The sequence below is a fragment of the Komagataeibacter oboediens genome (assembly GCF_003207815.1).
GTDB classification, from domain to species: Bacteria; Pseudomonadota; Alphaproteobacteria; order Acetobacterales; family Acetobacteraceae; genus Komagataeibacter; species Komagataeibacter oboediens.
The window spans coordinates 1-25,589 of the sequence record NZ_NKTX01000005.1 but is presented as its reverse complement, the minus strand read 5'-3'; the positions used below and the strand labels follow the sequence as shown (position 1 = coordinate 25,589).

The 25,589-nt window shown below is 64.4% G+C and carries 27 protein-coding genes and 1 tRNA gene; 12 read left to right on the top strand and 16 right to left on the bottom strand.

The annotated features are described in order from the left end of the window. Positions 1-55 precede the first annotated feature (55 nt). On the bottom strand, positions 56-781 hold the full coding sequence (locus CFR80_RS04645; protein WP_010513521.1) for a 16S rRNA (uracil(1498)-N(3))-methyltransferase: 726 nt from the start codon (positions 779-781) through the stop codon (positions 56-58). Positions 782-949: 168 nt separating this feature from the next. Between CFR80_RS04645 and ubiA the strand changes: the two genes are divergently transcribed. Continuing rightward, positions 950-1,867: a 4-hydroxybenzoate octaprenyltransferase gene (ubiA, locus tag CFR80_RS04640; RefSeq protein WP_010513522.1), complete on the top strand. Its 918-nt coding sequence runs from the start codon at positions 950-952 to the stop codon at positions 1,865-1,867. Here the strand turns inward: ubiA and CFR80_RS04635 are convergent. Then, on the bottom strand, positions 1,857-2,606 hold the full coding sequence (locus CFR80_RS04635; RefSeq protein ID WP_010513523.1) for a dienelactone hydrolase family protein: 750 nt from the start codon (positions 2,604-2,606) through the stop codon (positions 1,857-1,859). The genes ubiA and CFR80_RS04635 overlap by 11 nt on opposite strands. 207 nt (positions 2,607-2,813) lie before the next feature. Here CFR80_RS04635 and CFR80_RS04630 point away from each other — a divergent pair, with 207 nt between their 5' ends. After that, positions 2,814-4,157 (top strand): GntT/GntP/DsdX family permease, encoded by a 1,344-nt coding sequence (locus CFR80_RS04630; protein WP_110507135.1) that lies wholly within the window; start codon positions 2,814-2,816, stop codon positions 4,155-4,157. Positions 4,158-4,251: 94 nt separating this feature from the next. On the opposite strand, the gene CFR80_RS04625 is transcribed toward CFR80_RS04630, so the two are convergent. The 5 genes from CFR80_RS04625 to CFR80_RS04605 form a co-directional block, all read right to left on the bottom strand. Further along, a complete protein-coding gene (locus CFR80_RS04625) occupies positions 4,252-4,851 on the bottom strand; it encodes a nicotinamidase (RefSeq protein WP_010513526.1) in 600 nt (199 codons plus the stop codon). Between the two features lie 106 nt (positions 4,852-4,957). Continuing rightward, positions 4,958-6,379 carry a ribosome biogenesis GTPase Der gene (der, locus tag CFR80_RS04620; protein WP_010513528.1) on the bottom strand — a complete coding sequence of 474 codons (1,422 nt, stop codon included), beginning with the start codon at positions 6,377-6,379 and terminating at the stop codon, positions 4,958-4,960. 16 nt (positions 6,380-6,395) lie between these two features. Beyond that, the gene (locus CFR80_RS04615) at positions 6,396-7,769 is read right to left on the bottom strand and encodes a PQQ-binding-like beta-propeller repeat protein (protein WP_048856803.1); all 1,374 of its coding nucleotides are present in this window, start codon (positions 7,767-7,769) and stop codon (positions 6,396-6,398) included. A 40-nt stretch (positions 7,770-7,809) separates the two neighbouring features. Continuing rightward, the gene (locus CFR80_RS04610) at positions 7,810-8,505 is read right to left on the bottom strand and encodes a hypothetical protein (RefSeq protein WP_010513530.1); all 696 of its coding nucleotides are present in this window, start codon (positions 8,503-8,505) and stop codon (positions 7,810-7,812) included. 213 nt (positions 8,506-8,718) lie between these two features. Further along, positions 8,719-9,633 (bottom strand): glycosyltransferase family 9 protein, encoded by a 915-nt coding sequence (locus CFR80_RS04605; RefSeq protein WP_110507120.1) that lies wholly within the window; start codon positions 9,631-9,633, stop codon positions 8,719-8,721. Between the two features lie 85 nt (positions 9,634-9,718). Here CFR80_RS04605 and ygfZ point away from each other — a divergent pair, with 85 nt between their 5' ends. From ygfZ to CFR80_RS04590, 3 genes are read left to right on the top strand one after another with little or no spacing between them, the layout of a single operon-like run. Then, positions 9,719-10,549 (top strand): CAF17-like 4Fe-4S cluster assembly/insertion protein YgfZ, encoded by an 831-nt coding sequence (gene ygfZ, locus CFR80_RS04600; RefSeq protein ID WP_029329316.1) that lies wholly within the window; start codon positions 9,719-9,721, stop codon positions 10,547-10,549. 49 nt (positions 10,550-10,598) lie between these two features. Beyond that, positions 10,599-11,015: a phosphoribosyl-AMP cyclohydrolase gene (hisI, locus tag CFR80_RS04595; protein ID WP_010513534.1), complete on the top strand. Its 417-nt coding sequence runs from the start codon at positions 10,599-10,601 to the stop codon at positions 11,013-11,015. Beyond that, a complete protein-coding gene (locus tag CFR80_RS04590) occupies positions 11,002-11,244 on the top strand; it encodes a hypothetical protein (RefSeq protein WP_042658778.1) in 243 nt (80 codons plus the stop codon). Before hisI ends, CFR80_RS04590 begins: the two co-directional genes overlap by 14 nt. On the opposite strand, the gene lpxB is transcribed toward CFR80_RS04590, so the two are convergent. The 6 genes from lpxB to rpmI form a co-directional block, all read right to left on the bottom strand. Beyond that, positions 11,183-12,412 carry a lipid-A-disaccharide synthase gene (gene lpxB, locus CFR80_RS04585; protein ID WP_010513538.1) on the bottom strand — a complete coding sequence of 410 codons (1,230 nt, stop codon included), beginning with the start codon at positions 12,410-12,412 and terminating at the stop codon, positions 11,183-11,185. The genes CFR80_RS04590 and lpxB overlap by 62 nt on opposite strands. A gap of 200 nt (positions 12,413-12,612) precedes the next feature. Continuing rightward, positions 12,613-13,656 carry a phosphate ABC transporter substrate-binding protein PstS gene (pstS, locus tag CFR80_RS04580; RefSeq protein ID WP_010513539.1) on the bottom strand — a complete coding sequence of 348 codons (1,044 nt, stop codon included), beginning with the start codon at positions 13,654-13,656 and terminating at the stop codon, positions 12,613-12,615. Beyond that, the gene (gene pheT, locus CFR80_RS04575) at positions 13,637-16,099 is read right to left on the bottom strand and encodes a phenylalanine--tRNA ligase subunit beta (RefSeq protein ID WP_110507119.1); all 2,463 of its coding nucleotides are present in this window, start codon (positions 16,097-16,099) and stop codon (positions 13,637-13,639) included. The genes pstS and pheT overlap by 20 nt, the downstream gene beginning before the upstream one ends. A gap of 3 nt (positions 16,100-16,102) precedes the next feature. Further along, positions 16,103-17,173 (bottom strand): phenylalanine--tRNA ligase subunit alpha, encoded by a 1,071-nt coding sequence (gene pheS, locus CFR80_RS04570; protein WP_110507118.1) that lies wholly within the window; start codon positions 17,171-17,173, stop codon positions 16,103-16,105. A 188-nt stretch (positions 17,174-17,361) separates the two neighbouring features. Beyond that, entirely contained in the window at positions 17,362-17,718 is a 357-nt protein-coding gene (rplT, locus tag CFR80_RS04565; protein ID WP_010513542.1) for a 50S ribosomal protein L20, read from the bottom strand. 14 nt (positions 17,719-17,732) lie between these two features. Continuing rightward, a complete protein-coding gene (gene rpmI / locus CFR80_RS04560; protein ID WP_007400447.1) occupies positions 17,733-17,936 on the bottom strand; it encodes a 50S ribosomal protein L35 in 204 nt (67 codons plus the stop codon). Positions 17,937-18,162: 226 nt separating this feature from the next. Between rpmI and CFR80_RS04555 the strand changes: the two genes are divergently transcribed. Both CFR80_RS04555 and CFR80_RS04550 read left to right on the top strand, forming a co-directional pair. Then, positions 18,163-18,891 carry an SDR family NAD(P)-dependent oxidoreductase gene (locus CFR80_RS04555; RefSeq protein WP_010513544.1) on the top strand — a complete coding sequence of 243 codons (729 nt, stop codon included), beginning with the start codon at positions 18,163-18,165 and terminating at the stop codon, positions 18,889-18,891. A 173-nt stretch (positions 18,892-19,064) separates the two neighbouring features. Then, on the top strand, positions 19,065-20,051 hold the full coding sequence (locus CFR80_RS04550) for an AAA family ATPase (RefSeq protein WP_010513545.1): 987 nt from the start codon (positions 19,065-19,067) through the stop codon (positions 20,049-20,051). Between the two features lie 15 nt (positions 20,052-20,066). Here CFR80_RS04550 and CFR80_RS19200 read toward each other — a convergent pair whose 3' ends face one another. Both CFR80_RS19200 and CFR80_RS04540 read right to left on the bottom strand, forming a co-directional pair. Beyond that, positions 20,067-20,234 carry a hypothetical protein gene (locus CFR80_RS19200; RefSeq protein WP_157132899.1) on the bottom strand — a complete coding sequence of 56 codons (168 nt, stop codon included), beginning with the start codon at positions 20,232-20,234 and terminating at the stop codon, positions 20,067-20,069. Positions 20,235-20,707: 473 nt separating this feature from the next. Next, a tRNA-Gln gene (locus tag CFR80_RS04540) sits at positions 20,708-20,781 on the bottom strand. Positions 20,782-20,947: 166 nt separating this feature from the next. On the opposite strand from CFR80_RS04540, the gene CFR80_RS04535 reads away from it, so the two are divergent. Then, positions 20,948-22,078 carry a Ppx/GppA phosphatase family protein gene (locus CFR80_RS04535; RefSeq protein ID WP_010513547.1) on the top strand — a complete coding sequence of 377 codons (1,131 nt, stop codon included), beginning with the start codon at positions 20,948-20,950 and terminating at the stop codon, positions 22,076-22,078. Positions 22,079-22,090: 12 nt separating this feature from the next. After that, on the top strand, positions 22,091-22,855 hold the full coding sequence (locus tag CFR80_RS04530; protein WP_010513548.1) for an RlmE family RNA methyltransferase: 765 nt from the start codon (positions 22,091-22,093) through the stop codon (positions 22,853-22,855). Positions 22,856-22,883: 28 nt separating this feature from the next. Here the strand turns inward: CFR80_RS04530 and CFR80_RS04525 are convergent, their stop codons facing one another. After that, a complete protein-coding gene (locus CFR80_RS04525) occupies positions 22,884-23,792 on the bottom strand; it encodes an ROK family protein (RefSeq protein WP_010513549.1) in 909 nt (302 codons plus the stop codon). Between the two features lie 123 nt (positions 23,793-23,915). Between CFR80_RS04525 and CFR80_RS04520 the strand changes: the two genes are divergently transcribed. From CFR80_RS04520 to CFR80_RS04510, 3 genes are all read left to right on the top strand, one after another. Continuing rightward, positions 23,916-24,182, top strand: a complete 267-nt coding sequence (locus CFR80_RS04520; protein ID WP_010513550.1) for a sulfurtransferase TusA family protein — start codon at positions 23,916-23,918, stop codon at positions 24,180-24,182. Between the two features lie 101 nt (positions 24,183-24,283). Beyond that, positions 24,284-24,514 (top strand): exodeoxyribonuclease VII small subunit, encoded by a 231-nt coding sequence (locus tag CFR80_RS04515; protein WP_010513551.1) that lies wholly within the window; start codon positions 24,284-24,286, stop codon positions 24,512-24,514. 8 nt (positions 24,515-24,522) lie between these two features. Continuing rightward, complete coding sequence (locus tag CFR80_RS04510) at positions 24,523-25,458, top strand: polyprenyl synthetase family protein (RefSeq protein WP_029329319.1); 936 nt, start codon at positions 24,523-24,525, stop codon at positions 25,456-25,458. Positions 25,459-25,589 lie beyond the last annotated feature (131 nt).

The window sequence follows — 25,589 nt, the reverse complement described above, 5'->3', positions numbered from 1 at the left end:
CGGCGACAGGCTGAACGCGCATGCCGGAGGGGGCAGGAATTTATTGACCCATCCCTCATACGGCCTTGAGGCCAGCCCCGACAAGAGCCAGCGCCGCCGCCGCCGCGGTATCCGCCCGCAGCACAAGCCCGCCGAGTGACAGCGGCCTGACAGACGCACGACCACGCAGGATGTCATGCTCACGCGGGGAAAAACCGCCTTCGGGGCCAATCAGCACACAATCCCCCGGGCGGGCCGCGACGGGGGTAGCCGGAGCCTCGCTGCGTTCAAGGGCGGCGAACAGGCTGACACCGTCGGGCCATCGGGACAGCACCAGCGGCAGGTCCGCCAGCGGGTCGATCACGGGCACGTCGAGGCGTTCGCACTGTTCGGCCGCCTCAATCGCGATGCTTTCCAGCCGGGCGGCATTGATGCGGTGGGTATTGGTGCGTTCGCTGACCACGGGGCGGAAATGCGTGACCCCCAGTTCGGTTCCCATGCGGATGACCGTTTCGGTCGCATCACGCTTGAGCGGCGCGAACAGCAGGCCCAGCCCCGGCGTAGGCCGGGGCGCGCGGGTCCGTTCCGTCAGCCGGATACGGCAGCGATCCCGGCGCAGGTGGTCGATCACGCCGCGCCATTCCCCGTCGCGCGCGTTAAAGACCGTGACCGCCGCCCCCACCTGCTGGCGCATGACAGTGCCAAGGTAATGGGCCTGCCCCGGTTCCAGATCCAGCATGCCACCGGGTGCCATCGGGGCGGTCGTTTCGGGGGAAATGAACAGTCGCGGGCAATCCCTCATGCCTGACGGTAACCTTTCGCACTTATTGCACTTGAACATAACGCCGGGGCCGGTCTTGACCCGACGGGGTCTTCCGGCCCATCTGTTTCGCCATTAGCAGCCACGGGGCGATCCGTCATCGGCAAACCCTGTCCCGCTGGCGCGATCAAGCCCGAAGGAGTTGCACCCGTGGACCAGCCAGTACCCCATACGGACATCCGGGTGGATGGCTGGATCGGCCGCCTGCCCGCGCGCCTGCGCCCGTATGCGCTGCTGGCGCGGCTGGATCGGCCCATTGGCACGTGGCTGCTGTTCCTGCCCGGCATATGGGGCATCCTGCTGCCCGCGGGCGTGCCGGTGTCGCAACGCATTTTCCTGATCGTGCTGTTCGCTATCGGCAGTGTCGTGATGCGCGGCGCAGGCTGCGTGGTCAATGACATGTGGGACCGCGACATTGACCGGCAGGTCGCACGCACGGCGGGCCGCCCGCTGGCATCAGGCGCGCTGTCAATGCGGGAGGCAGCGCTGTTCCTGGCCGCCCTGCTGCTGATCGGGTTCAATATCCTCATGAACCTCAATACCCTGTCACAGGTGCTGGGCGCGTCCTCGCTTATCCTTGTGGGGCTGTATCCGCTGGCCAAGCGGGTAACGTGGTGGCCGCAGCTGGTCATGGGGTTCACGTTCGGCTTTGGCGCGCCGCTGGGCTATGCGGCGGCGGCGGACCGGATCGATCCCGCGCTGTGCGCCCTGTATGCCGCCACCATCGTCTGGCAGCTTGGCTTCGATACGATCTACGGTTTTCAGGACATGGAGGATGATGCCCGTATCGGGGTGCGGTCCACATCGCGCCTCATGGCCGGGCATGCGCGGCTGTTCGTGGGCACGTGCTACGCCCTGACGGTTGCGGGACTGGCGGCGGCAGGGTGGCTGGCCCATACCGGTTACGGGTTCTGGCTGGCGCTGCCCCTGCCCGCCATGCTGCTGGCATCGCAGGTCAGCCGGCTGGACGAACGCGATCCTGCCGGGTGCCTGCGCCTGTTCCGCTTCAACCGCGAAACCGGCCTTGTCATCGCACTGGCCGTCCTGGCGGGCATGCTTACGCGCTGAGATGCATGATACGGCCTAGGAAGGTCCGGGCCATGTCCATGCACTGCAGGAACAGGGCGGAATCGTAACGGTGCCCTTCATCGCGCAGGAACGCATGCTGGGCATTGAATTCATGCCATTCGTAACACACCTGCGCCTGTTCCAGCGCTTCGCGGATCATCTGCCTTCCCGCGAAGGGCACATGCGGGTCCTGTCGCCCCCAGACCAGGAACGCCTCCCCCTTCATCTCCCCGACCCGGGCCAGCGTATCATCGCATTTCCCGTGACCAAGGCTGTGGGCATGGATGTCGGTCGCATAGAAACACACCGTCGCACGTACGCGCGGATCAAGGGCGGCACGAAACGCCAGATGCCCGCCAAGGCAGACGCCCATCGTGGCCAGCGCGCCGGTGCAGTGCGGATACGCCGCCAGCCAGTCCAGTGCCGCACGGGCATCATGGTCATAGGCAGAAAGCGGTTTTTCATGCTTCAGGAAATTGCCCCGGTCCGTGCCCGGCTTATCATAAGCCAGCACGGTGCCCGCGGGTTCGTATTCATGATAGACCTCTGGCACGCATACTACATGCCCCAGCCCTGCCATCATGGCCGCAAGCCTGCGGATGGGGGCCGTCACCTGATAGATTTCCGAAAACAGCACGATCCCGGGGAAACGCCCCGCGATGGCGGGACGGAAAACATGCATCCGCATCATGCCTGATGGTGTCGGGATGTCGGCCGTCTCGTCCGAAAGAATGATCATCGCTGTGCTCCTGTCCATAGGGCCTAAAGGGGCATGATAACAGCATCCGGACATGCCACCGAGGGGGCATGTCCATGACGATTGTGTAATATCAGGTCCGAAAAATAGGGTATTTTTGTTCAAATATTGCGCAGAAAAAGCTTCCAGCGTTGACAGCATGGGGGATCACCGGCCTGTATAGGGCATGAATTCGTTACAGAAACCATGATGTCATCCCTGTTCGCCCTCTCCCTCGCATCGCTGGCGATCGTAGCCGTCGTGGTTCTGATTGCCCGTTTCAAGATCAACCCGTTCATCGTGCTGTTCGCCGTTTCGCTGGCGCTGGCGCTGGGTGCGGGCATGCCACCGCAGAAGGCCATCACGTCATTCGAAACCGGCGCGGGCCACGTGCTGGGGCATGTCGCGACGGTCATCGCGCTGGGCACCATGCTGGGCAAGATGCTGGCGGAATCGGGCGGCGCAGACCGGATTGCGGTCACGATCACCAGCCTTGCCGGCACGAAGCGCGTCAGCTGGGCCATGATGGTGATCGGGCTGCTGGTGGGCCTGCCGGTGTTTTTCGAGGTCGGGTTCGTCCTGCTGATCCCGCTGGCCTTTACACTGGCGCGACGCACCAACACGCCCCTGCTGCTGCTGGCGCTGCCCATGGGGGCCGCGCTGTCGGTTACGCACGCCATGATCCCGCCCCATCCCGCGACGCTGCTGGCGCTGTCCGCCTACCATGCGGATATCGGGCGCACGATCCTGTGGGGAATCGTGATCGGCACGCCGGTGGCGGCCCTTGCGGGACCGATTTACGCCCGCTTCATCGCCGGGCGGATCGGGCCGGTCCAGCCATCCACGCTGGAGGCGCAGTTCGTCAACCATGATCTGCCCGAAAACATGCCCGGTTTCGGGCTGACGGTCATGACCATCCTGTCTCCCGTCATCCTGATGCTGGTGGGATCGATGGCGGACATGCTGGCCGCGGCCCATACGCCCCTGAACAACACGCTGCACTTTATCGGCAATACCGACATCGCACTGGCGCTGGCGACGCTGCTGTCATTCCAGGTCTTTGGCGCGGCACGCGGGTTCAGCCGGGAAACCATCCTGAAGTTCACCAATGACTGCCTGGCCCCCACCGCCCTGATCATGCTGCTGGTCGGCGCGGGCGGCGGCTTCGGTCAGGAACTGGTCGATAGTGGCGTGTCATCGGCCATTACCGACCTTGCGGTGGGGGCGCATGTGCCGCTGCTGGTACTGGCGTGGCTGCTGGCGGTAGTGGTGCGCGTGGCCACCGGGTCCGCCACCGTGGCCATGAGCACGGCGGCCGGCATTGTCGGCCCGATCCTGCTGCGTACCCATGCTGCGTCGCCCGAACTGATGGTGATCGTGACCGGGGCCGGGTCCGTGGCGCTGGGGCCGCTGAATGACGCGGGTTTCTGGCAGATCAAGGAATATCTTGGCCTGTCGGTTGGCCAGACCATAAAGACATGGTCAGTGATCGAGACGCTGATCGCCGTACTGGGACTGGTCTTCGCACTGCTGCTGTCACTGGTGATCGGATAGTCCGGACGTCATGCCCAGATGACAGAAGGAACCGCCATTTCCGGCAAAGGCGGCACCTGAAAATATTTAAAAAAGACTCCAGCAGGGACTTTGTTTAATTCCTACGGTTATGGGCCAGCACGTCCGCCGCCTGCGCATGGTCGACGCCTTCAATGCCCAGCGCGGCCAGCACCGCAGCCGGGGCCTGCTGCACGGCACGACAGGCGTCGGGCAGGACAAAGGTGGCAAATCCCGCCCGCACCGCATCGCGTGCGGTCGCGGCCACGCAGTAATCCAGCGCAACGCCCACCACGAAGACACGGGTGATCCCCCTGCCCTTCAGCAGCCCATCCAGTCCGGTACGGCTGACATGGTCGTTGTCTTCAAAAGCGGAATAGCTGTCGATTTCGGGATGCAGCCCCTTGCGCAGCACCACGCCGACATGCACCTGCGCCAGCGCGGGCGACAGGTCAGCCCCCCGCGTTCCGGCCACACAATGCACCGGCCATGGCCCCCCCTGCCCCGCAAAGGACACATGCCCCGGCGGGTGCCAGTCCTGTGTTGCGACAATCGCACCGAACGGCAGGTCACATAACGGGTTGATCAGGGAGGGCAGCATATCCGCGCCCGGCACCCCAAGGGGACCGCCAGGCATGAAATCGGCCTGCATGTCGATGATCAGCAGGGCATCCGTGGTGGATATGCGCAGGGACATGATCTGTCTTTCCTCCCCATGACAGCCGGGGCCATATGTACCATGCGGGACGTGACAAGGCACCAGAAACGCAAAATCCGGACGGGCGGCCGTCCGGATCCCGTGCCTAGCCCTTGGCGTAAGGGTTGCTCGATGCCCGCAGCAGCAGCCGGATCGGCGTGCCGGGCAGGTCAAAGGTTTCACGCAGGCCATTGACCAGATAGCGCTGGTAATCCTCAGGCAACTGGTCAGTGCGCGTGCCGAACACGATAAACGTGGGCGGACGGGCCTTGGCCTGCGTGATGTAGCGCAGTTTGAGCCTGCGCCCATCGACCAGCGGCGGCGGATGACGCTCGACCATCATTTCGAACCAGCGGTTCAGCGCGCCGGTCGGCACGCGGCGGTTCCATATGTCATAGGCGCGGCGCACGGTGGGCAGCAGCTTGTTGATCCCTGCCCCCGTCATGGCGGAAAACGCGACAACGGGAATGCCGCGCATCTGTGCAAGCGACGTTTCGATACGATCCTTGATCGCCTGCCGCGTCGCGGCCCGGTCTTCCACTGCGTCCCACTTGTTCAGCGCCAGCACGCAGCACCGGCCTTCACGTTCGATCAGGCGGGCGATCTGCAGGTCCTGCTCATGTACGCCCAACGTCGCATCCAGCACGAGGATGACGACCTCCGCCATCTTCAGCGCCTCGATCGAGGCGGAAACGGACATTTTCTCCAGCGTCTCGTCAATCCGCGCCTTACGGCGCAACCCCGCCGTATCGACCAGCTGGATCGGGCCCTGGTCATCATGCAGCATGACGGCAATGGAATCACGCGTAAGCCCCGGTTCCGGGCCGGTAATCATCCGCTCCTCACCCAGCAGGCGGTTGAGCAGCGTGGACTTGCCCGCGTTGGGGCGCCCCACGATGGCAAGGCGCAGCGGACCGGGGGGACGGACATCCTCCTCCTCGCCTTCCGCCTGTTCACGACGGCTGCGGCGCGTGGGTTTCTGTACGGGCGGCAGGTCGGTCGGCGGCAGGCGGTCCGCTATTTCGGACATGAGGTCAGCCACGCCTTCCCCATGCTCGGCAGAGATGGCCAGCGGCGCGCCAAGCCCCAGCGAAAATGCCTCCATGGCGGCAGCAGCCCCCTGCCGTCCCTCCGCCTTGTTGGCGATCAGCAGCACCGGGCGGCCCTGACGGCGCAGCCAGTTGGCAAAATGCTCATCCGCGGGGGTAAGGCCACTGCGCGCGTCAATGCAGAACAGCACGAGGTCCGCATCCGCCACCGCGGATTCGGACGATGCCCGCATGCGCCCGTACAGCGTATCAGGGGCGGCTTCTTCCAGCCCCGCCGTATCGATGATGCGAATGGCGCGGCCACGCACGGTCGCCTGCCCTTCCTTGCGGTCACGGGTTACGCCGGGGGTGTCGGCCACAAGCGCCTGCCTGCGTCCGACCAGCCGGTTGAAAATGGTCGACTTGCCAACATTCGGCCTGCCCGCGATCACGACAACCGGCAGCGCATCCACTGGCGCGGATGGAAAAGATGAACTCACTGCGGCAACTTTCTTTTTAGCTATAGGCGATAAGGTAGCCGCTATTGTCCAGCAGCAACAGCAGATTATCGACCACGATGGGCGCGGTCGTCACCTGACCGGGCAATTTGTGCAGGGATTCGATATGTCCCTGCGCCGGATCGATGATGGCAACCCCGTTTTCGGGGAAGCTGGAAATGAACACTAGCTTGCCTCCCGCCAGCAGCGGGCCATTCCATACGATACCGCGCTTCTGCTTGTCCGCGTTTTCATACTGGCGCAGCTGCGTGATCCAGCGCACATGGCCCGAAAGCCGGTCAAGGCAGGCCACCTGCTGGTCCATGGAGATGATGAAGATCCAGTCCCCGATCACCAGCGGTGTATTCTGTCCCGAAATGCCACGTTCCCACAGCCTGCGGCCCGAACGCATGTCAATGGCCACCAGCACCGCGCCGGTGCTTATGGCATAGGCCGTGCCATCGGCAATGACCGGCATGCCGTGCACACATGAAAAGTCGATCAGCGCCTGCTGCCCATTGGTGCTGCCCAATGTGTCGGCCCACACGACCTCGCCACCTTCCGCACGCAGGGCCACCAGATCGCCCGAACCGAAACCGGCCAGAACCACCCCGTCCGCCACGGCCGGGGCCGGCTGGCCGTAGATGATGGTGTCGGCCCCCGTCGCAGCATATGTCCACAGGATATTGCCGTTTTCGGCATCCAGGCAGTACAGGTGTTCGTCAATGGTGCCAAGGAACAGGCGGCCATTGTCGATGGTTGGCGCGGAACGGCCGGGGGCCTGGATATTGACCCGCCATTTCAGCTTGCCCGTGGCAGCTTCCACCGCCAGTGCCTGACCGATACCATCGACGATGTACAGTGTATCCCCGTCAACGCTCAGGCCACCGCCCAGATTATCCGACTGCATCTTGCGCGGCTTGGGGTTGTATTCCCACAGCTTGCGCATGGCCGGCCAGTGATAGGCCCGGATCACGCCCTGCGCGTCCATGACGAACAGCCGCCCGTTCTGCACCACCGGCGGGGCCTGGATGATGCCACGCCCGCTATTGCCAAGGGCGACGTAATACAGGGGATCGGGTTCGGAGATACCCGCCCCGATGTCGTGGGTCCACTGGTGGCGCATCTCGCCACGCCACGCGATATCCATGCCGACATGGCTGGGCGCCACGCCGGACTGCGGCCATGCATTCACCGCCACCGGCGCGGGCACGGTCACGGCCTGCGTCTCGTCCGAATCAACGGTCAGGCCCGCCGTGGTATGCAGCACGTCGGAACGGTGGCCGATCAGCAGGGGCTTCTTTTTCTGCGCGCTGGAACAGGCGGCCAGGGCGGGCAGCAGCGCAGCCCCGGCACCAAGTAACGCGTGGCGGCGGCTCAGGGCTGTTTTCATGGTCTTCCTGTCTGTGGGCATGGGGGTGTCATGGATCGGGCTAGCCACCTGCATCAGCCCCCATGGTCTGCAGCATGGCTTCCGCGCGGTTACGCACGCCATCGGTTACGGACATGTCCATGGTCAGGCGTTCCAGCCGGGCGCGTGCGTCCGCATCCTTACCGGTGCGCAGGTCAAGCATGGCCTCGGCCTCGATCGCCTGGGCGCGCCATGGCTGGCCCGCGCCATCCAGCACTGCCAGGCGCGAGCGCAGGGTGGCGGGATCGCCACTGTCGATCTGGTGCTGAACCCACAGCAGGCTGGCGAGCGAGGCAATGACCGGATCGGTGGCATGTTCCTGCGCCACGCCATCCCACAGGGCGAGGGCCGCGGGCAGGCTGCCGCTACCGGCCAGCAACGCGGCGCGTTCCATGCGTGCGAGGATGCGCAGCGGCGGCCGTGCCCTGCCGTCCAGCGCCGCAAGTTCCTGCAGTCCGGTTTTCTGCCGTGCGGTCAGCGTACCATCGGTGCCCGCATTGTCGGGTGCACGGGTGGCGTCCTGCATTGCAGTGAAATAGGCTGCCGAGACCGCCGCATCCGCCTTGTGCGCGCGGGAGACGGAATACTGCCACCCCCCGGCCCCGATGCACACCACAGCAACCACGGCCCCCGCCACAGCCAGATAGCGGCGCGCCAGCGCCCGGATGCGTTCGGCACGGATTTCCTCATCGACTTCCGTGAAGATGTCGTCAGCCACGTTCCTGTCGTTCCCTGCTCGCTTGCGCGGCGCCCTGCGCACGGCGCGTCGTGTTTGTCGACCCCAGCATATCCGGCCTGAAACGGCACGGCAAACCACCCTGTTCAGGGGCCATGCGCCGTCCCGGGCCATCATGCCAGTCCGATCACATAGACCGGGCCGTTTTCCACCGCCAGCCGTAAGCGGGGCGGAAATGCAAAAAGTTCGGGTTTTTCACCGTTTCCACCCCCATCTGTCCCGCAACAGCGCCCTTGCGGTGGTCACGACCTGTGCAACAGCCAGCCCTTCCATCGGGGCGTCGCCCACCGGTCCGGGGGCCATGGCCACGCGCGCCCACGGGCCCGCAGGCGCGTATTCCGACGCCCGGCTGCGCCCGAACAGGCCCAGCGTGGGAATCCCGCATGCCGCCGCAAGGTGCATAAGCCCCGAATCATTGCCGATGAACAGCGTGCATCGCGCCAGCAGCGCCGCCACCTGCGTGACCGACAGCCCGCCCCCCGTATCCAGCGCATCGGGCAACTGGTCCAGCACCGCCTGCGCGCGGGTGCGCTCGGCCGCACCGGGGCCGTACAGGATTACGGGACGCAGGGATGGATCATCCGCGTGCAGGGCCCTGAACACCGCAACAAACCGCCCGGCAGGCCAGATCTTGCCATCCCAGTTGGCCGTCGGGCCAAGGGCGATCCAGCGTGGCCCATCGGGCAGCATGGATGCCGCCTGCGCGCGCTCCCCGGCGCTTGTCCACGTAACCGGCAGGGGAGCGGGGTCAAGGTCCAGCAAGTTGCCGATATGGGTAATGCGCCGCCCCGGCCTGCGGCCGCCCCGCATGACATGGCGTTTGCCCACCCGCAGAAAATAGCTGACGACCGACCCACGCAGATCCACGCACAGATCCCACTTTGTCCCCCTGCACTGCCGCCACAGTTCCAGCCAGTGACGGTCCCATGGCTGCTTGACCATTTCTATGGTGCGCACGCGGCGCGGCATGTGCGCGAACAGGCCGGCAGCCACCGGCCCGCAGGCAATGGTGAAATCCGCCAGCGGATAGCGCCGCAGCAGCGTGTCCAGCAGCCCGGTGGACAGGATGGCATCCCCCAGCCGGGTGGATGTGATGAACAGGATATGCATTTTCGTGGTGCTAGTCAGGTTTTGCCTGCGTGCCAACCTCTCTTTACCCCTTGCCTGCGGGCACGGGCATGGCCAGATTGCGCGTATGGCCAGAATTGCTCATCTTCCTGATCGTGCCGTACTTGGTATTTCCGGGGCGGACCGTGTTTCCTTCCTGCAGGGACTGGTGTCCAATGACATGACGGCGGTCGCGCCCGGTCATGCGGTATGGACCGCCTTCCTGTCGGCACAGGGCAAATGGCTGGCCGATTTCTTTGTCTTTGCCGACCCTGAGGGCGTGCGCCTGCTGGTCGACTGTGACGCGGCACAGGCCGACATGCTGCGCCAGCGCTTGTCGCGCTACCGCCTGCGCGCGGATGTGGACATCAGCGAAACGGGTTACGCCGTGCATGCCGCATGGGGGGAAGACGTCACCCCGCCCGAAGGATATCCCGCAGCCCCCGACCCGCGCCTGCCACAGGCGGGATGGCGGTTCCTGCTGGGCCACCCCATGGCGGCCCTTTCGGCGGATGAAGTCGAGTACGACCACCTCCGCCTGTCACTGGGCCTGCCCGATGGCGCGCGGGACTGCGAAAGCGGCAAGACCCTGCTGCTGGAAGCCAATTTCGACCAGCTGAACGGCATTTCATGGACCAAGGGCTGCTACATGGGCCAGGAACTGACCGCGCGCACCCGGTACCGCGGGCTGGTGCGCCGTCACCTGCTGCCGGTCACATCCCACCATGACCTGCCCGCGCCCGGCACGCCCATCGTATCCGGTGATACGACGGTCGGGGAAATGCGGTCCTCACGCGACAAGGTGGGCATGGCCATGATCCGCAATGAACATATCAACGATACGGGACTGAACGTGGATGGCCATGCGCTGCACGTGCATGTGCCCGAATGGTTTACCCTGCCCGCCAAGGCGGAATAGGACTACCTGCGCGCCGGCTATCCGCGCTGTTTCTTAAGGTTGGAAAGACATGCCCTATACTCCCCCGGACCAGGCCGTACGCACGGCCATGATCGACCGGGTCAAATTCAATGAAGACGGCCTGATCACCGCCATTGCACAGCAGCATGACAGTGGTGAGATACTGATGCTGGCATGGATGAATGCCGAAGCGCTGGATGAAACGCTGCGCACGGGTCGCGTCTGCTATTATTCACGCAGCCGCCACGGCCTGTGGCGCAAGGGGGAAACATCGGGGCAGGTGCAGATGCTGGTTGACGCCCGCCTGGACTGTGACCGTGACGCCATCCTGCTGCTGGTAGACCAGAAGGGCGTTGCCTGCCATACCGGCCGGCGGAGCTGTTTCTACAACGCGCTGCGCCCCGAAGGGATCGTGGAAATCACCAGACCGGAAGTTGCAGTGGAGACGCTCTATGGCAAAGCCTGATAAACCCGTGGTGGATGAAGAAGAACGGCGCGAACAGATCAGCAAGCTGATCTGGATCGGGATTACCGTGATGGGCACGCTGATCATGGGCGTATTCATGCTGCGCACGGAGCTGCATGCGCTGATATCGGAAAACGAACCCCTGCCCCCCGGCGCCTCGGCGCCTGTTACGCCGGGTGCGGCGCCGGAAGCGCCCCCCGCGCAGGGACAGAACCCAGCAAATCCATGATTTCGGCCGCTGCCGCCTGCGCCGGGTCCACGCCGGGCCCGCGCAGGGCGGCACGGATATCACCAAATCCCGCCCGTTGCAGGCTGCGGCAGCGTTCATCGGACAACAGGCGTTCAACCGTTGCCGCCAGCAGGTCCGGGGTGCAGCGTTCCTGCAGCAGTTCCGGCACCAGCCTGTGGCCTGACAGCAGGTTGACCATGGCCACATATGGCACCCGGATCAGCCGCCGTACCATGGCCGCGGTCAGCGGATTAACGCGGTAGGTTACCGCCATGGGCACATTGGCGATGGCCAGCTCCAGCGTGGATGTGCCCGATTTGGTCAGTGCGGCATCAGCCGCGGCAAACGCATCGTGCTTGTCATCGACATCCGTCACGATCAGGGGACGTACCGGCCATTTCGCCACGCCCCTGCGCACGATATCGGCAATCACCGGGGCGACGGGCACCACGGGCACGATACCGGGTACCCGGTTCTGCAGGATGGCCAGCATACGCCCGAATACCGGCAGCAGGCGCGGCGCCTCGGACCGGCGGCTGCCGGGCATGAGCACCAGAACGGGCGCGTCCGCCGCAATCGCATGACGCGCACGGAACGCCGCGCCATCGCCACCATCCGCACCAGACTGCACGACGGGATGGCCGACAAAACGTGCCTCGATCCCGTGCCGGGCAAAGAATTCCGGCTCGAATGGCAGCAGGCACAGCATGCGTTCCCACAATCCGGGGAACTCACGGACCCGGTGTTCGCGCCATGCCCAGACCTGGGGGGCGACATAATGCAACCGGGGGATGGACAAAGGCGCAATCCGTCGCAGCAGCCGCAGGGTAAAGCCGGGACTGTCGATGGTTATGACCAGATCGGGTCGCCGGCTGGCAATATCCGACACCGCCTGATCCAGCCTGCGTGAAAGATGCCGGATTTTGGGCAGCACCTCCAACAGCCCCATGACGGCAAGGTCACGCAGGGGAAACAGGGTGTGCAGTCCCTGCGCCTGCATGCGCTCGCCACCAATTCCCGCGAACCGTACGCCAGGGCATACCGCCCGCAGCGCCGCCATGAGGCGACCGCCCAGAACATCGCCACTGGCCTCCCCCGCCATGATCCAGATGGTGGGGCCAGCGGAAACCGTCGCGGGGACCGCGTGCGTAGGGAAAGTGTCAGTCATGCCTGACCGGCTTATCGTGTCGGGTCAGCCAGCGCAAATGCCGGTTGTAAAAATACACCGTTACGCAGACCTGCCGGTTCCATCTGAAAAGCCCGTAAAAGGGTCCGGGTACCACCTGTTTTCAAGCGGCATTCCCTGTGCGCAGCACCCGCAGACAGTACCACGGCCCCGGGTCCGGCCGTGGTACTGTCTGCGTCGTTTCAGTGCGTTTCAAGCAGGCCGCGTATGGTGATACGGATATTATCGGGCAACGGCACGTAACGCAGCGCAAGGGCCGCGTCACCGCCATGCTGCATGCTCCAGTCAAAGAACGCGCGTACCGCCCTGCCCTGCGGCGTATCCGCCCGGTCTGTCGGGATCAGCACATAGGTCGCGGCCATGATGGGCCATGCACCCGGGCCATCGCCATCCAGCACATCGGCGGAATGACTGTCATCAGTAGCCCAGCGCGCGGTCGTGACCGCCTGGCTGAAACTGTCCGGCCCGGCGGCGACCAGATCCCCATGGTGGTTGCGCATCTCGGCAATCGCCATGTGGTTGCCCGCCGCATAGGCATATTCAAGGTAACCGATGCTGCCTTCGGTATTGCGCACGGCGGCGGCGATGCCGTCATTGCCACGCGCGCCCTCGCCCACCGGCCATTCGATGGATGTCCCGCTGCCCTGTTCCTTCGCCCATTGCGGTGAGACACGGGCAAGGTAGGACGTGAACACGAACGTCGTGCCGGACCCGTCCGCGCGTCGCACCGGGGCCACCGGCATGGCGGGCAGGGTCATATCCGGGTTTTCCGCGGCAATCCGGGGGTCATTCCACATGGTGATGTCCCCCGCGTACAGCCGCGCCAGCAGTTCCCCCGTCAGGTGCAGGTGGCTGGTATCCACACCGGGCAGGTTCACGACCGGCACGATCGCCCCCATGACCGTGGGGAACTGGATCAGGTGGAACTGCGCCAGTTGCGCCGCGGTCATGGGCGCGTCGGATGCGCCGAAATCCACCGTGCGGGCCTTGACCTGATTCTGCCCGGCACCCGACCCGATGGTCTGGTAATTCAGGCGGATATCCGTATCGTGCGCGACCCCTTCGCCCCATGCCCCGTAAATGGGCGCGCCAAAGCTGGACCCCGCCCCGATGATTTCGGTGGCATGGGCCGCGGCACCGGCAAGGCCCAGCACCACCGCCGTCCCCAGCCCGATACCCCGGCAGGCGCCGCGCACCCGCTCGCGTTCAGCCACGCAGGACGGCATTGCAGCTTTTCTGCGCGGCAGCGACCACCCGATCACAGACAGCTTCGATTTCCGCATCGGTCAGGGTCCTGTCCATTGGCTGAAGGGTTATCTCCACGCCCAGCGACCTGTGTCCCGCCGGGATCTTGTCGCCTTCATAAACGTCAAACAGGCTGACGGCCACAATCAGGTTCCGCTCGGCCCCCCTGACGGCCTTCAGCAGCTTTTCCGCCGGAACGTCAGTCGTTACCACAAAGGCAAAATCACGCTTGAGCGGCTGGAACGCCGACAGTGCCGGGGGCGCCTTACGCTTGCGCTTGGGTTCGGGCACCGCATCGGGATATAGCGTGAACGCGCAGACCGGCACGTCAATGCCACGCGCGGCCAGCAGGGCAGGATGCAACTGCCCGAAATGCCCCAGCACCAGCTTCGGCCCCTGCCGGATCACACCCGAACGGCCCGGATGGTAATAGGACGGTGCATCCGTAGTAATGCCAAGCCCTTCCATCGCAGCCCCGGCGGCAGCCAGACCCGCCAGCGCATCGGCCTTCGCCTGCCACAGGTCAACCGGCTGCGCGGGGTGGCCGGGCAGACGCGCGGAATGGCCGCTACGGATACCGGCAGCCACCAGCTTCTGCCCATCCGGGCCAAAAGCGGGCCCGACCTCGAACAGCCCGAGGTCGGGGTAACCACGCGCGGCATTGCCTTTTACCGCAGCCAACAGGTTGACCAGCGGCGTGGGCCGCATCTGATCCAGATCGGCCGCAATGGGGTTAAGCAGGTGCAGGTCCGCAGGCGTTTCACCGAATTCGGCAGCCTGATCCATCGCCACGAAGGAAAAGCCCACCGTTTCCATCAGCCCACGCGCCGCCAGTCGGCGGCGCAGGCTGGCGATACGGCCCTGCCGCGGGGTAAAGGCAGGCAGCGGCACCGCGTTGTCCACCGGCAGGGAGACGGCAGGCACGCTGTCCAGTCCACGCAGGCGCAGCACTTCCTCGATCAGGTCCACTTCGGGGTCAATGACCGCCGCTCCTTCCGCTGCTGCCTGCGCACGGGCGGGCGGCAGGTCAGGCTGCTGGTCCAGCAGCATGGGCGTTGCGATGTCATTGCGCCACGACGGCACATCCACCACCACACGCCGCGCGTCACATTCCCGCACCCTGAAGCCCAGCCCCTCCAGCAGGTGGACCGCGTGGTCAGGTTCTTCCACCAATCCGCCCAGCGTTTCCAGCCGGGCGAATTCCAGATGCGCCTGCCGCTGCCATGCCGGCTCGGCCCCGGCGGAGACCACGTTGCCCGCTTCCCCCCCGCACAGGTCAAGGATCATGCGCGTGGCAGCTTCCAGCGCCGCAGGCGGCAGGGCCTGGTCCACGCCGCGCTCGAAACGCTGGCGCGCATCGGAATGCAGGTTGTGCCGCCGCCCCGACAGGGCGATGGTCACGGGATCGAACAGCGCGCATTCCACGAACACGGTCGTGGTGTCATCACTGACCCCGCTGTCCGCCCCGCCCATGATCCCGGCCAGCGACTGCACGCCGCGCCCGTCAGCAATCACGCAGTCATCCGGCGTCATGACGTGTTCGCTGCCATCCAGCGCGGTGAAGGTTTCACCCGCGCCACGGCAGATGGTCAGCTCCGAACCCATCAGCCTGTCCACGTCAAACACGTGCAGCGGACGACCAAGGTCGAAGGCGAAGAAATTGGTAATGTCCACCAGTGCGGATACCGGACGCAGGCCAACGGATTCCAGCCGCCGCTTCAGCCAGTCCGGGCTGGGGCCGTTCTTCACGCCGCGAATGACGCGCCCCAGAACCCACGGGCAGGCTTCGGGAAACGTGATGCGCCAGTTGATGGGGCTGTCAAAGCGCCCGTCCACCGTGTCCGCAAGCCATGGCTTCAATGTACCAAGGCCCGCCGCCGCGAGGTCGCGTGCCACGCCGCGCACCGCCAGCGCGTCGCCCCGGTTGGGCGTGATCGCGATGTCGATGACCGGATCATCCAGCCTGGCGAACAGCGCATAGGACTGCCCCGGCGCGGTGCCTTCAGGCAGTTCGGCGATGCCGTCCGTTTCCTCGCCCAGTCCCAGTTCACGCAGCGAGCACAGCATGCCGCCACTGGCCTCGCCACGCAGCTTCCCGGCCTTGATGGTCATGCCGCTGGCGGGGATGAAGGTGCCCGGCGGGGCAAAGATCACATGCAGCCCCGCACGCGCATTGGGCGCACCACAGACGACCTGAACGCGCTCGAACCCTTCGCCCGCATCGACCTGACACACGCGCAGGCGATCGGCATTGGGGTGCTGGGCCGCTTCAATGATGCGGGCGGTGCGGAAGGATGCCAGCGTGGCGCCGAGGTCTTCCACCCCTTCAACTTCCAGCCCGATGGTGTTCAGCGTGGCGCAGATTTCTTCCACCGTCGCCGTGGTCTCAAGATGCTCGCGCAGCCATGACAGGGAGAACTTCATCGATCACAGACCTTCGTGCAGCGGGGCGGGAGACAGGGGGCTGGTGCCATAGTGGCGTAGCCAGCGGACATCGCTTTCATAAAACGAGCGCAGGTCGGGAATGCCATGGCGCAGCATGGTCAGGCGCTCGATCCCCATGCCAAAGGCGAACCCCTGCCATTCCCGTGCATCCAGCCCGCAATTGGCCAGCACGCGGGGGTGGACCATGCCCGCGCCCAGCACCTCCAGCCAGTCATCGCCCGCGCCGATCTGCCCGGTCCTACGCGACCAGCCGATGTCGATTTCCATAGACGGTTCGGTAAAGGGAAAATAGGACGCGCGGAAGCGCACCGGCAGGTCGGGCATCTGGAAAAACGCGCGCAGGAAATCCGACAGGCAGCCCTTGAGGTGCCCCAGCGTGATCCCCTTCTCGATCACCAGTCCCTCGCACTGGTGGAACATGGGCGAATGGGTGGCATCGTGGTCGGCGCGGTAGGTCCGGCCGGGGGCGATGATGCGGATGGGCGGCTCTTTCGCCAGCATGGTGCGGATCTGCACGCCCGATGTCTGGGTGCGCAGTACGCGTTCGGGCTGGCCCTCGGCTTCGGCGGGCAGGTAGAACGTGTCCTGATCCGTGCGGGCGGGATGGTGCGCGGGCGTGTTCAGGGCCGAGAAATTGTGCCAGTCGCTTTCGATATCCGGCCCTTCGGCGATCTGGAACCCCATCGCGCCGAAAATGGCGGCCATTTCCTCGATCGTGCGGGTGATGGGATGCAGCGCGCCGTCCGCTTCCGGCGCGCAGGGCAGCGTCACGTCCACGCGTTCCGCAGCCAGACGGGCGTTCAGCGCCTCGGTTTCCAGTTCCTGCCCACGCGCCTCGATCAGGCGGGACAGGTCGTCGCGCAGCCGGTTCAGGGCGGCACCCCGCGTGCGCCGCTCATCCGGTGTCATGCGCCCGAGTTGCTTGAGGAGTGCGGTCAGCGTGCCCGACTTGCCCAGCGTGCCGACGCGCACCGCATCCCACGCGCGCTGGTCGGTTGCGGCAGCGAGTGCCTGAACTGTCTGTTCCCTCAGGGTTTCGAGATCGTCACTCATAGCACCTCGCACAGGCTCACGTCCGGGCGGGCTGGTATCGATCTACCGGCGGGCCAGACCCGGCGCATGGAATTGTGTCCGCCACCGGCATCGACTGCGGCACGGGCATTGCATTAAAAACAAAACGGGCCGCCCGTTGGGACGACCCGTTTCGTGGACCTGTCGCCACGCGGGCGTGGAAACAGGGATCAGGCCAGAGCGGCCTGCGCCTTCTTCACGATTTCAGCGAAGGTTGCTGCATCGTCATAGGCAATGGCGGCGAGGACCTTGCGGTCGATCTCGATGCCGGCCTTGTCCAGACCGTTGATGAAACGGCTGTAGGTCAGGCCATGTTCACGCACTGCCGCGTTGATACGCTGGATCCACAGGGCGCGGAATTCGCGCTTCTTGTTCCGGCGATCGCGGTATGCATACTGAAGCGACTTTTCCAGACGTTCCAGCGCAATGCGGTAATTGGTGGACGAACGGCCCCGGAACCCCTTGGAGAGTTCAAGAACCTTCTTGTGGCGGGCGTGGGTGGTTACGCCGCGTTTCACACGTGCCATGTCTCAGGTGCTCCTTATGCCAGACCGTAGGGAGCCCACTGCTTCACAGTGCGGCCGTCCATTTCCGTCAGCACCTGCGAACCACGGTTCGTGCGCTTCATCTTCTGCGAGCGGTTGATCAGGCCGTGGCGCTTGTTGCCGGGACCTGCCAGCACCTTGCCGGTGGCGGTGATCTTGAACCGCTTCTTGACCGATGACTTGGTCTTCATCTTGGGCATTTTCTTCTCCTGAATGTCTGGTGCCCGTGTCCGTGCCCATCCCTGCGGATAGACATGAACACTCCATTGCGGCCGGGCATGCCCTACAGGCCCGGACGCGCGAACACGCAGGCTATAGACAACCCGCACCCCGCGATCAACCCCCTTCGCACGCGTGGCCACGCTTTCCCCGACCCGCGTGGTGCTGTAGTGGGAAAAAGACAGGTTGGAAACAGGAGAAAACACAATGACACAACGCGTTGCCTACATTACCGGCGGCAGCCGTGGCATCGGCGCCGCCATTGCGAAATCACTGGCGAAGGATGGCTATGACATCGCCATTTCCTACGCCCGCAATGAACAGGCGGCACAGAAGACGGTCGATGAGGTCCGCGCACTGGGCCGCCGGGGCATGGCCATCCGCTGCGATGGCGAAGGCAATGGCAACCGTGCCGCCATCCGCCGCGTGGTGGCCGATATGGGGCGGATCGACGCACTGGTGTGCAATGCCGGCATCTACCCCTTTGGCGACGTGGCCGACATGACGGATGAACAGGTCGATGCGGTGCTGGGCCTGAATGTGCGTGCCGTCATGATCGAAACCATCGAAGCCGCGCGCCACATGACGCAGGGCGGGCGGATCATCCTGATCGGCTCGACCTTTGCCGACCGCTCCCCCTTCCCGGGCATTTCGCTGTATTCGGCCTCCAAGTCGGCACTGAACGGGTTTGCACGGGGGGCCGCGCGCGACCTGGGCCCGCGCGGGATTACCATCAACGTGGTCCAGCCCGGCCCGATCGACACGGACATGAACCCCGCCACCGGCCCCGCCGCCGACATGCTGCGCAGCTTCATGTGCCACAAGGAATACGGACAGGTGAGCGATATTGCCTCCGTCGTCTCGTTCCTGGCCAGTCCCGCCGCCAGCTTCATGACCGGGTCCGCCGTGACAACGGATGGCGGCCTGGCCGCCTGATCCGCCGGATGCGCGCAGGCGTCCCCTGCCCTGCGCGCATCCGATCCCATGCCGTTTGTTATGGAAACCGCGTGGCCAGCCATGATATGGTCAGGCCATGAAAAAATTCGTGCTTCTCATCCGACCGTGCACTCCAGCCTGCTGGAATGTGAACGGGATAATGAGGGAAGCAGATGCCGGAACCGGACGATTTTGATTTCTTGATCGCACTGGGCTGCGATGATGATCTGGATGAGGATGAAACCCCTCCTCCCGAAGCCGCGGCTTACCAGTCCGCCCCCCACACCTACATCCGTGTGCTGCCGGAACATTACCAGTTCCCCGAACACAAGCGCACGACCCAGCCCGATCCATATGAATCGGTGCGCAGGCTTGCCCATCCGGTCAAGATTCATGAGCCGGATAACATCCGCACCCGCGTACAGGATGTGGAAAACGCGTGCCCCCATGCCCTGGCCGCCGTGCGCGCCATGGCGGAAACCGATCTGAAGCGGCTGGAATGGGGCACATCGGGCATCGCGCGACCGGTACTGCTGGTCGGACCGCCGGGATGCGGAAAGTCGACAGTCGCGCGGGTCTATTACCGCACGCTGGGCTACGAAGTCATGACCATGAATGTGGGCGCGATGGGGGATCCCCTGTCCCTGACCGGCACGCACCAGACATTTGGCGATGCCAAGCCGTCTACCATCGTGGAATTCCTGGCCGCGACCGGCATGGCCAATCCGTGCATCATCCTTGATGAAGTGGACAAGGCCCCGACCGATGGCCGCTTCGGCAGCGTGCAGAATGCCCTGCTGCAGTTTCTCGACATGGGGGAATGCAGGCAGTTCCGGGATGTGTTCCTGAACGTGCCGGTTGATGTCAGCCGCGTACGATGGGTCCTGACCGCCAATGACCTGTCCACCGTGTCCGAACCGCTGAAATCACGTTGCCACATCATTCATATGGACAGGCCGGACGCCACGCATGCCCCCGCCCTGTCCATGAACATCATCCGCCAGATCGAGCAGGACCGGAACCTGCGCCCGGGCTGGTTCACGCTGGACGGAGTGGAGCAGCGCGTACTGGCGCAGAATTTTACCGGCGACATGCGGGCACTTCGCCGCATGGTGGAGATTATTGTGGACCAGCAGGTCCGCAACTGGTCGAAATGCTGAACCGCGCGCGGCAGATCACGCCTTGCCGCCCCATCCCGCCCCGTCATGCGAAACACCCCGCCAGGCAACAGCCTGACGGGCAAGAAACCTGACAGCTTCCTCCAGGATGTGAAGGCGTAATTCGGGCAGCCCCGACTGCGTATAACCGGGGTATTGCGGGCCGACCGCCGTGGACGTGGCCATGCAGGCGCATGCTTCGTGACAAAAAATCGGTTCATTCCGCCATGGGACAATGAAAACGGCACGATCCTGTGTCCGTCCATTTTCATCCTGACACAAGGCCGGACGCTTGCCCACCGCGACCATGCGCACACTACCGCCCTCTTATGATTGCCGGTGGGGCGGATGCATCCGAACACCAGACATTATCGGTGGAAATAACGCAGGCGTACCAGTTATCGATTAGGCAGCACCCCATCCGGGCCACTACTTCAGACGGACCACCACACTCGCAGATGATATTTTTGCAACCATAATGACAGGCCAGCGATCAGCCATGCCGTCAGTCGCGGCCATGACCACATTCCTTGATCCGGGCGCATTACCCTGAATACAGGCAACCAATCGGTCATTTCATGCGTCAGACACGATAAACCACCCAAACCACCACTGGGCCGGGATACTCAACTGTCTGATATTATTTTACGGGAGAAAATTGGCTGGGGGACCTGGATTCGAACCAGGGCTGACCGGGTCAGAGCCGGTAGTTCTACCGCTAAACTATCCCCCAGCAAGGAGAAAGCGGCGCGGTGCGCTGCGGTGATCAGGCATATAGCCGGGGGGCGTGTGGGGTGCAACCCCTCTCCTGATCTTTTTTGCGAATTTTCTCTTTTGACTTGCGTTTCACGCAGAACACTCAACACAATAGGTAATACCTTGGCCGTCAACGGGTTTGCATGCATATGGTCCAGCAGACGCTCAGCGCAAAGATACGCCAGCATGGGGACATCCTCCCCCTTGCGTCTGCAACGAATCGCCGTACCTTCCGTGCGCCGCTTTATGCCGCCATTGACCTTGGCACCCATAACTGCCGCCTGCTGGTCGCCCGCGCGGGGGAACAGGGGCTGCGTGTCATTGACAGCTTCAGCCGCGCCGTACGCCTTGGCGAAGGACTGCATCATTCGGGGCAACTGGCCGAAGCGGCGATGGAACGCACCATCGGCGTGCTGCGCACCTGTGTCGCGCGCATGGGGCTGTATGACCTGCACAGCCATCGCGCCATTGCAACCGAAGCCTGCCGCCGCGCGGGCAATGGCATGGATTTCATTGCCCGCGTCCTGCATGAAACCGGCCTGAACATCTCGGTCATTTCCGCGCGGGAAGAAGCCGAACTGGCCCTGGCGGCCTGCAATTCCCTGCTGCAGACCCATCACCACGCCGCAGGGCGTGGCCTGCTGTTCGATATTGGCGGTGGCTCCACCGAAATCGCATGGGCGCGAATCGACCGCGGCGCCGGGCGCCATGACCTGTCCGGCTATATCAGCCTGCCTGCCGGCATCATGACGGTGGGCGAACGCTATGGAACAGACATCTTCACCGACCATGGCTACCGCGCCGTAGTCGGTGAAATCAGCGACATGCTGCGCGGGTTTGATGACGTCCACTGCATCACCCGCGAAATCGCACGTGGCAATGTCATGCTGCTGGGCACCAGCGGCACGATCACCACACTGGCCAGCCTGGCGCAGGGGCAGGACAGGTACGAACGCGCCGGGATCGACGGCAGCACCCTGTCAGTTTCCCATGCGCTGGGCCTGATTGCCAATCTCCGCCGGTCGGGCATGGCGGGGCTGACACGCCACCCCCTGATCGGCGCGGACCGCGCGCGCTACATCCTGCCCGGCTGCGCCATATTCGAGGCGATCGCCACCACATGGCCCATGCCCGACGTCACGGTTGCGGACCGGGGATTGCGTGACGGACTGCTTTTACGCATGATTGGGGACCGCAGGCGGCATGGCGGCCTATCCGCAGCGCCGCCTTCCTTCCCCCTGCATAATCGTATGGAGCACCGGGTCATTACCTGACCGCGTCCCGTCATGAAACAGCGTTCTTCTACCCGCATACCGGGCAAGGCCCGTACCAGCAGTCTGACACCCGGCACCGGTGACAGCAGCACGGACGGACGCGCCGCACAGGCCAACCGCACCAAGACCGTCACGGTCAAAAAGGCGCGCGGCCGCACAACCGCGCAGCACCGCTGGCTACAGCGCCAGCTGAACGACCCGTATGTGCAGGCTGCCCAGAAACAGGGGTGGCGTTCACGCGCAGCCTTCAAGCTGATTGAACTTGATGACCGCTTCCAGCTGATCAGACCCGGCGCGCGGGTGGTTGACCTTGGCGCGGCACCCGGTGGCTGGACGCAGGTCGCGGTCAAGCGCGGAGCCGCGGAGGTGGTGGGCGTCGACCTGCTGCCGGTTGACCCCGTGCCGGGTGCCACCATTATCGAAGGGGATTTCAACGACCCCGACATGCCCGATCGCCTGACCGGCCTGCTGGGTGGCCGGGCGGATGTCGTGATGTCGGACATGGCCCCCAACACCACCGGCCATGCCCCGACCGACCACCTGCGCATTATCGGGCTGGCGGAACTGGCGCTGGATTTTGCCGTCCGCATCCTCGCCCCCGGCGGCACGTTCGTGGCCAAGGTGTTCCAGGGCGGATCGGAAAAGCAGATGCTGGCGGACCTCAAGCGCATGTTCACGCAGGTCCGCCACGCCAAGCCCCCGGCCAGCCGCAAGGAATCAAGCGAACTTTACGTCGTGGCCACGGGCTTTCGCGGCCTGGACCGCACCGAAGACTGATCACAGGCCGCGTCACTGACCCGCCGGGTCAGTCAACGTGATGGTCGTCCCACAGCCACGCTGCCCCGCGCACGCCGGAACTGTCACCATGCCGGTTACGCACGATGGGCGTGGTGCAGTTAGGGGTGATGACGTAACGCTGCATGAGGCGGGGCACACGTTCGTAAATCGAGTCCAGATTGGACACCCCGCCCCCCAGCACGATCACGTCGGGGTCCATGAAATTGATCGCCATGGCGCAGGCGCGCGCCATGCGGTCCATGTAGCGGTCCAGCGCGCCGATGGCGGTCAGGTCGCCAGCCTCGGCTTCCTGCTCGATATGTGCCGCGCTGCGGTGGCCGGGGCCTTTCCAGTCCTGCGCCAGCGCGGAACCGCTGAGGAAGCGTTCCATACACCCCTCGTTGCCGCAGAAACACTTGGGCATGGGAAATTCTTCCAGCCGCGGCCACGGTAGCGGCGTATGCCCCCATTCCCCCGCAATATGGTTGCGCCCGATCAGCAGCTTCTGGTCGATCACGATCCCGGCCCCCATGCCGGTGCCGATAATGACGCCAAACACGCAGTGATGGCCTGCACCCGCCCCGTCGATCGCCTCGGACAGGGCAAAACAGTTCGCATCGTTCTCGACCCGCACATCACGGCCCAGGGCGGCCGACATGTCACGGACCAGTGGCTGGTTGTTCAGCCACGTCGCATTCGCGTTCTTGATGACGCCCGTATCGGGGCTGATGGAACCAGGAATGCCGATTCCCACGGTGCCCGTGCCGCCGAGCTCCTTGTCCACCCCGTGGATCAGTTCACACATGGCCCCGATGGCGGCGGGATAGTTGCCGGGGTTGGAAATGCGCCGACGCACACGTTCCGTACCGTCCTTTGCCAATGCTGCAATTTCAATCTTGGTGCCGCCAAAATCAATTCCAATACGATAGGTGGCCATCCGGAGTCTTTCTTTCATCATGTTTTATCAGTGGCGCGTTTTCTTTTATGGTCGTACCTGCACGCAACTTCAAACCCTGATGCGCAAGCATAGCTGCCCACCACCAAGGAGACACGGCCACCCATGAGTGAGATCCTGCTAGACGCACGCGGCCTGACCTGTCCCCTGCCCGTGCTCAAGGCCAACCGCATGCTGCGTGGCCTGCCGCCCGGCGCACGGCTGCGCGTGATCGCGACCGACCGGGCATCCGTCGCGGATTTTCAGGCATTCTGCCGTGAAACGGGCCATGCCCTGATCGCATTCGGGGAAGAAGGCGGCACGCTGTCCTTCGTCATCCGCCGCCGGCCCGATCCCGATGCGACTCCCGCTGACGCGCCGCACACGGCATAAGCGTCAAAATGCCGTAAAACCAGTTGTCCCCTTGGCAGGATGCCCCCCAAGGATGTAATGCCTGCGCCAGCCAAGTTATTTTCAGGAAGCACCACGCGCCGATGACCGAAGACCTGACCAGCCTTTCCTTCGAGGACGCACTGGCCGAACTTGAAGCCATCGTGCGGCAGCTCGAGGTAGGCCAGCTCAGGCTGGAAGACGCGATTACGGCCTATGAGCGTGGTGCCGCCCTGCGACAGTACTGCCAGAAAAAACTGGACGAGGCCGAGGCCCGCGTTCAGGCGATTGTCCAGCGTGCCGACGGTACGCTGGATGCAAAACCGATGGATTGATGCATCAGATGAGCCAAACAACAGCAACCTCGTCCCAAACAGACGGTACGGATCGCATGGTCCGTCTGCGTGCATCAATGTCCGCGCGCGCCAAGGCGATCGAGGGCATGATCGACCGCCTGCTGCCCCGCGTTGAAGGGGGCGAGGCCCGGCTGATCGACGCCATGCGCTATGCCACGCTGGGTGGTGGCAAGCGCCTGCGCGGTTACATGGTCGCCGAAGTGGCCAGCCTGTTCGGCGTGGCACCGGAAGGTGCAGATCGTGTCGCGGCATCGGTCGAGATGCTGCATGCCTATTCGCTGGTGCATGACGACCTGCCCGCCATGGACGACGACGACCTGCGCCGTGGCCAGCCTTCCACCCACCGCAAGTTCGATGAAGCGACGGCCATCCTGGCCGGTGACGCGCTGCAGACCATGTCGTTCGACATCCTTGCCAACCCGCTGACGCATGCCAGCGCGGATGTGCGCATCAACCTCGTCCGTGCGTTGGCCGACGCCGCGGGCGCTGCCGGCATGGTCGGTGGCCAGATGATCGACATGGAAGGCGAAGGCCGTGCGCTGTCCCTGGACGAAGTCGCCCGCCTGCATGCGCTCAAAACCGGTTGCCTGATCCGCTACTCGGCTGAAGCCGGGGCGATTCTGGGGCAGGCCAGCGATGACGTGCGCAAGCGCGTTTCCGCCTATGGCCGTGACCTTGGCGCAGCTTTCCAGATTGCCGATGACGTGCTGGACGCCACCGCCAGCGCCGAGGAGCTGGGCAAGACCGCAGGCAAGGACGAAGCGGCCGGCAAGTCCACCTATGTCGCCCTTCTGGGCGTGGATGGCGCGGCCAAGGAAGCCCGCCGCGTGGCGGAACAGGCCCTATCCCATATCGACATTTTTGGCCCCGAGGCTGATCGCCTGCGCGATCTGGTCCACTACGTGGTCGAGCGCAGGAACTGAGAGACATGACCGACAGCAAGACGCCAGCCGACATTCCGACCCTTGGGCGCTACCCACAGCTTGACCGGGTTCGCATGCCGCATGACATGCGCAACCTTTCGGTGGAGCAGCTGAAGCAGCTGGCGGAAGAA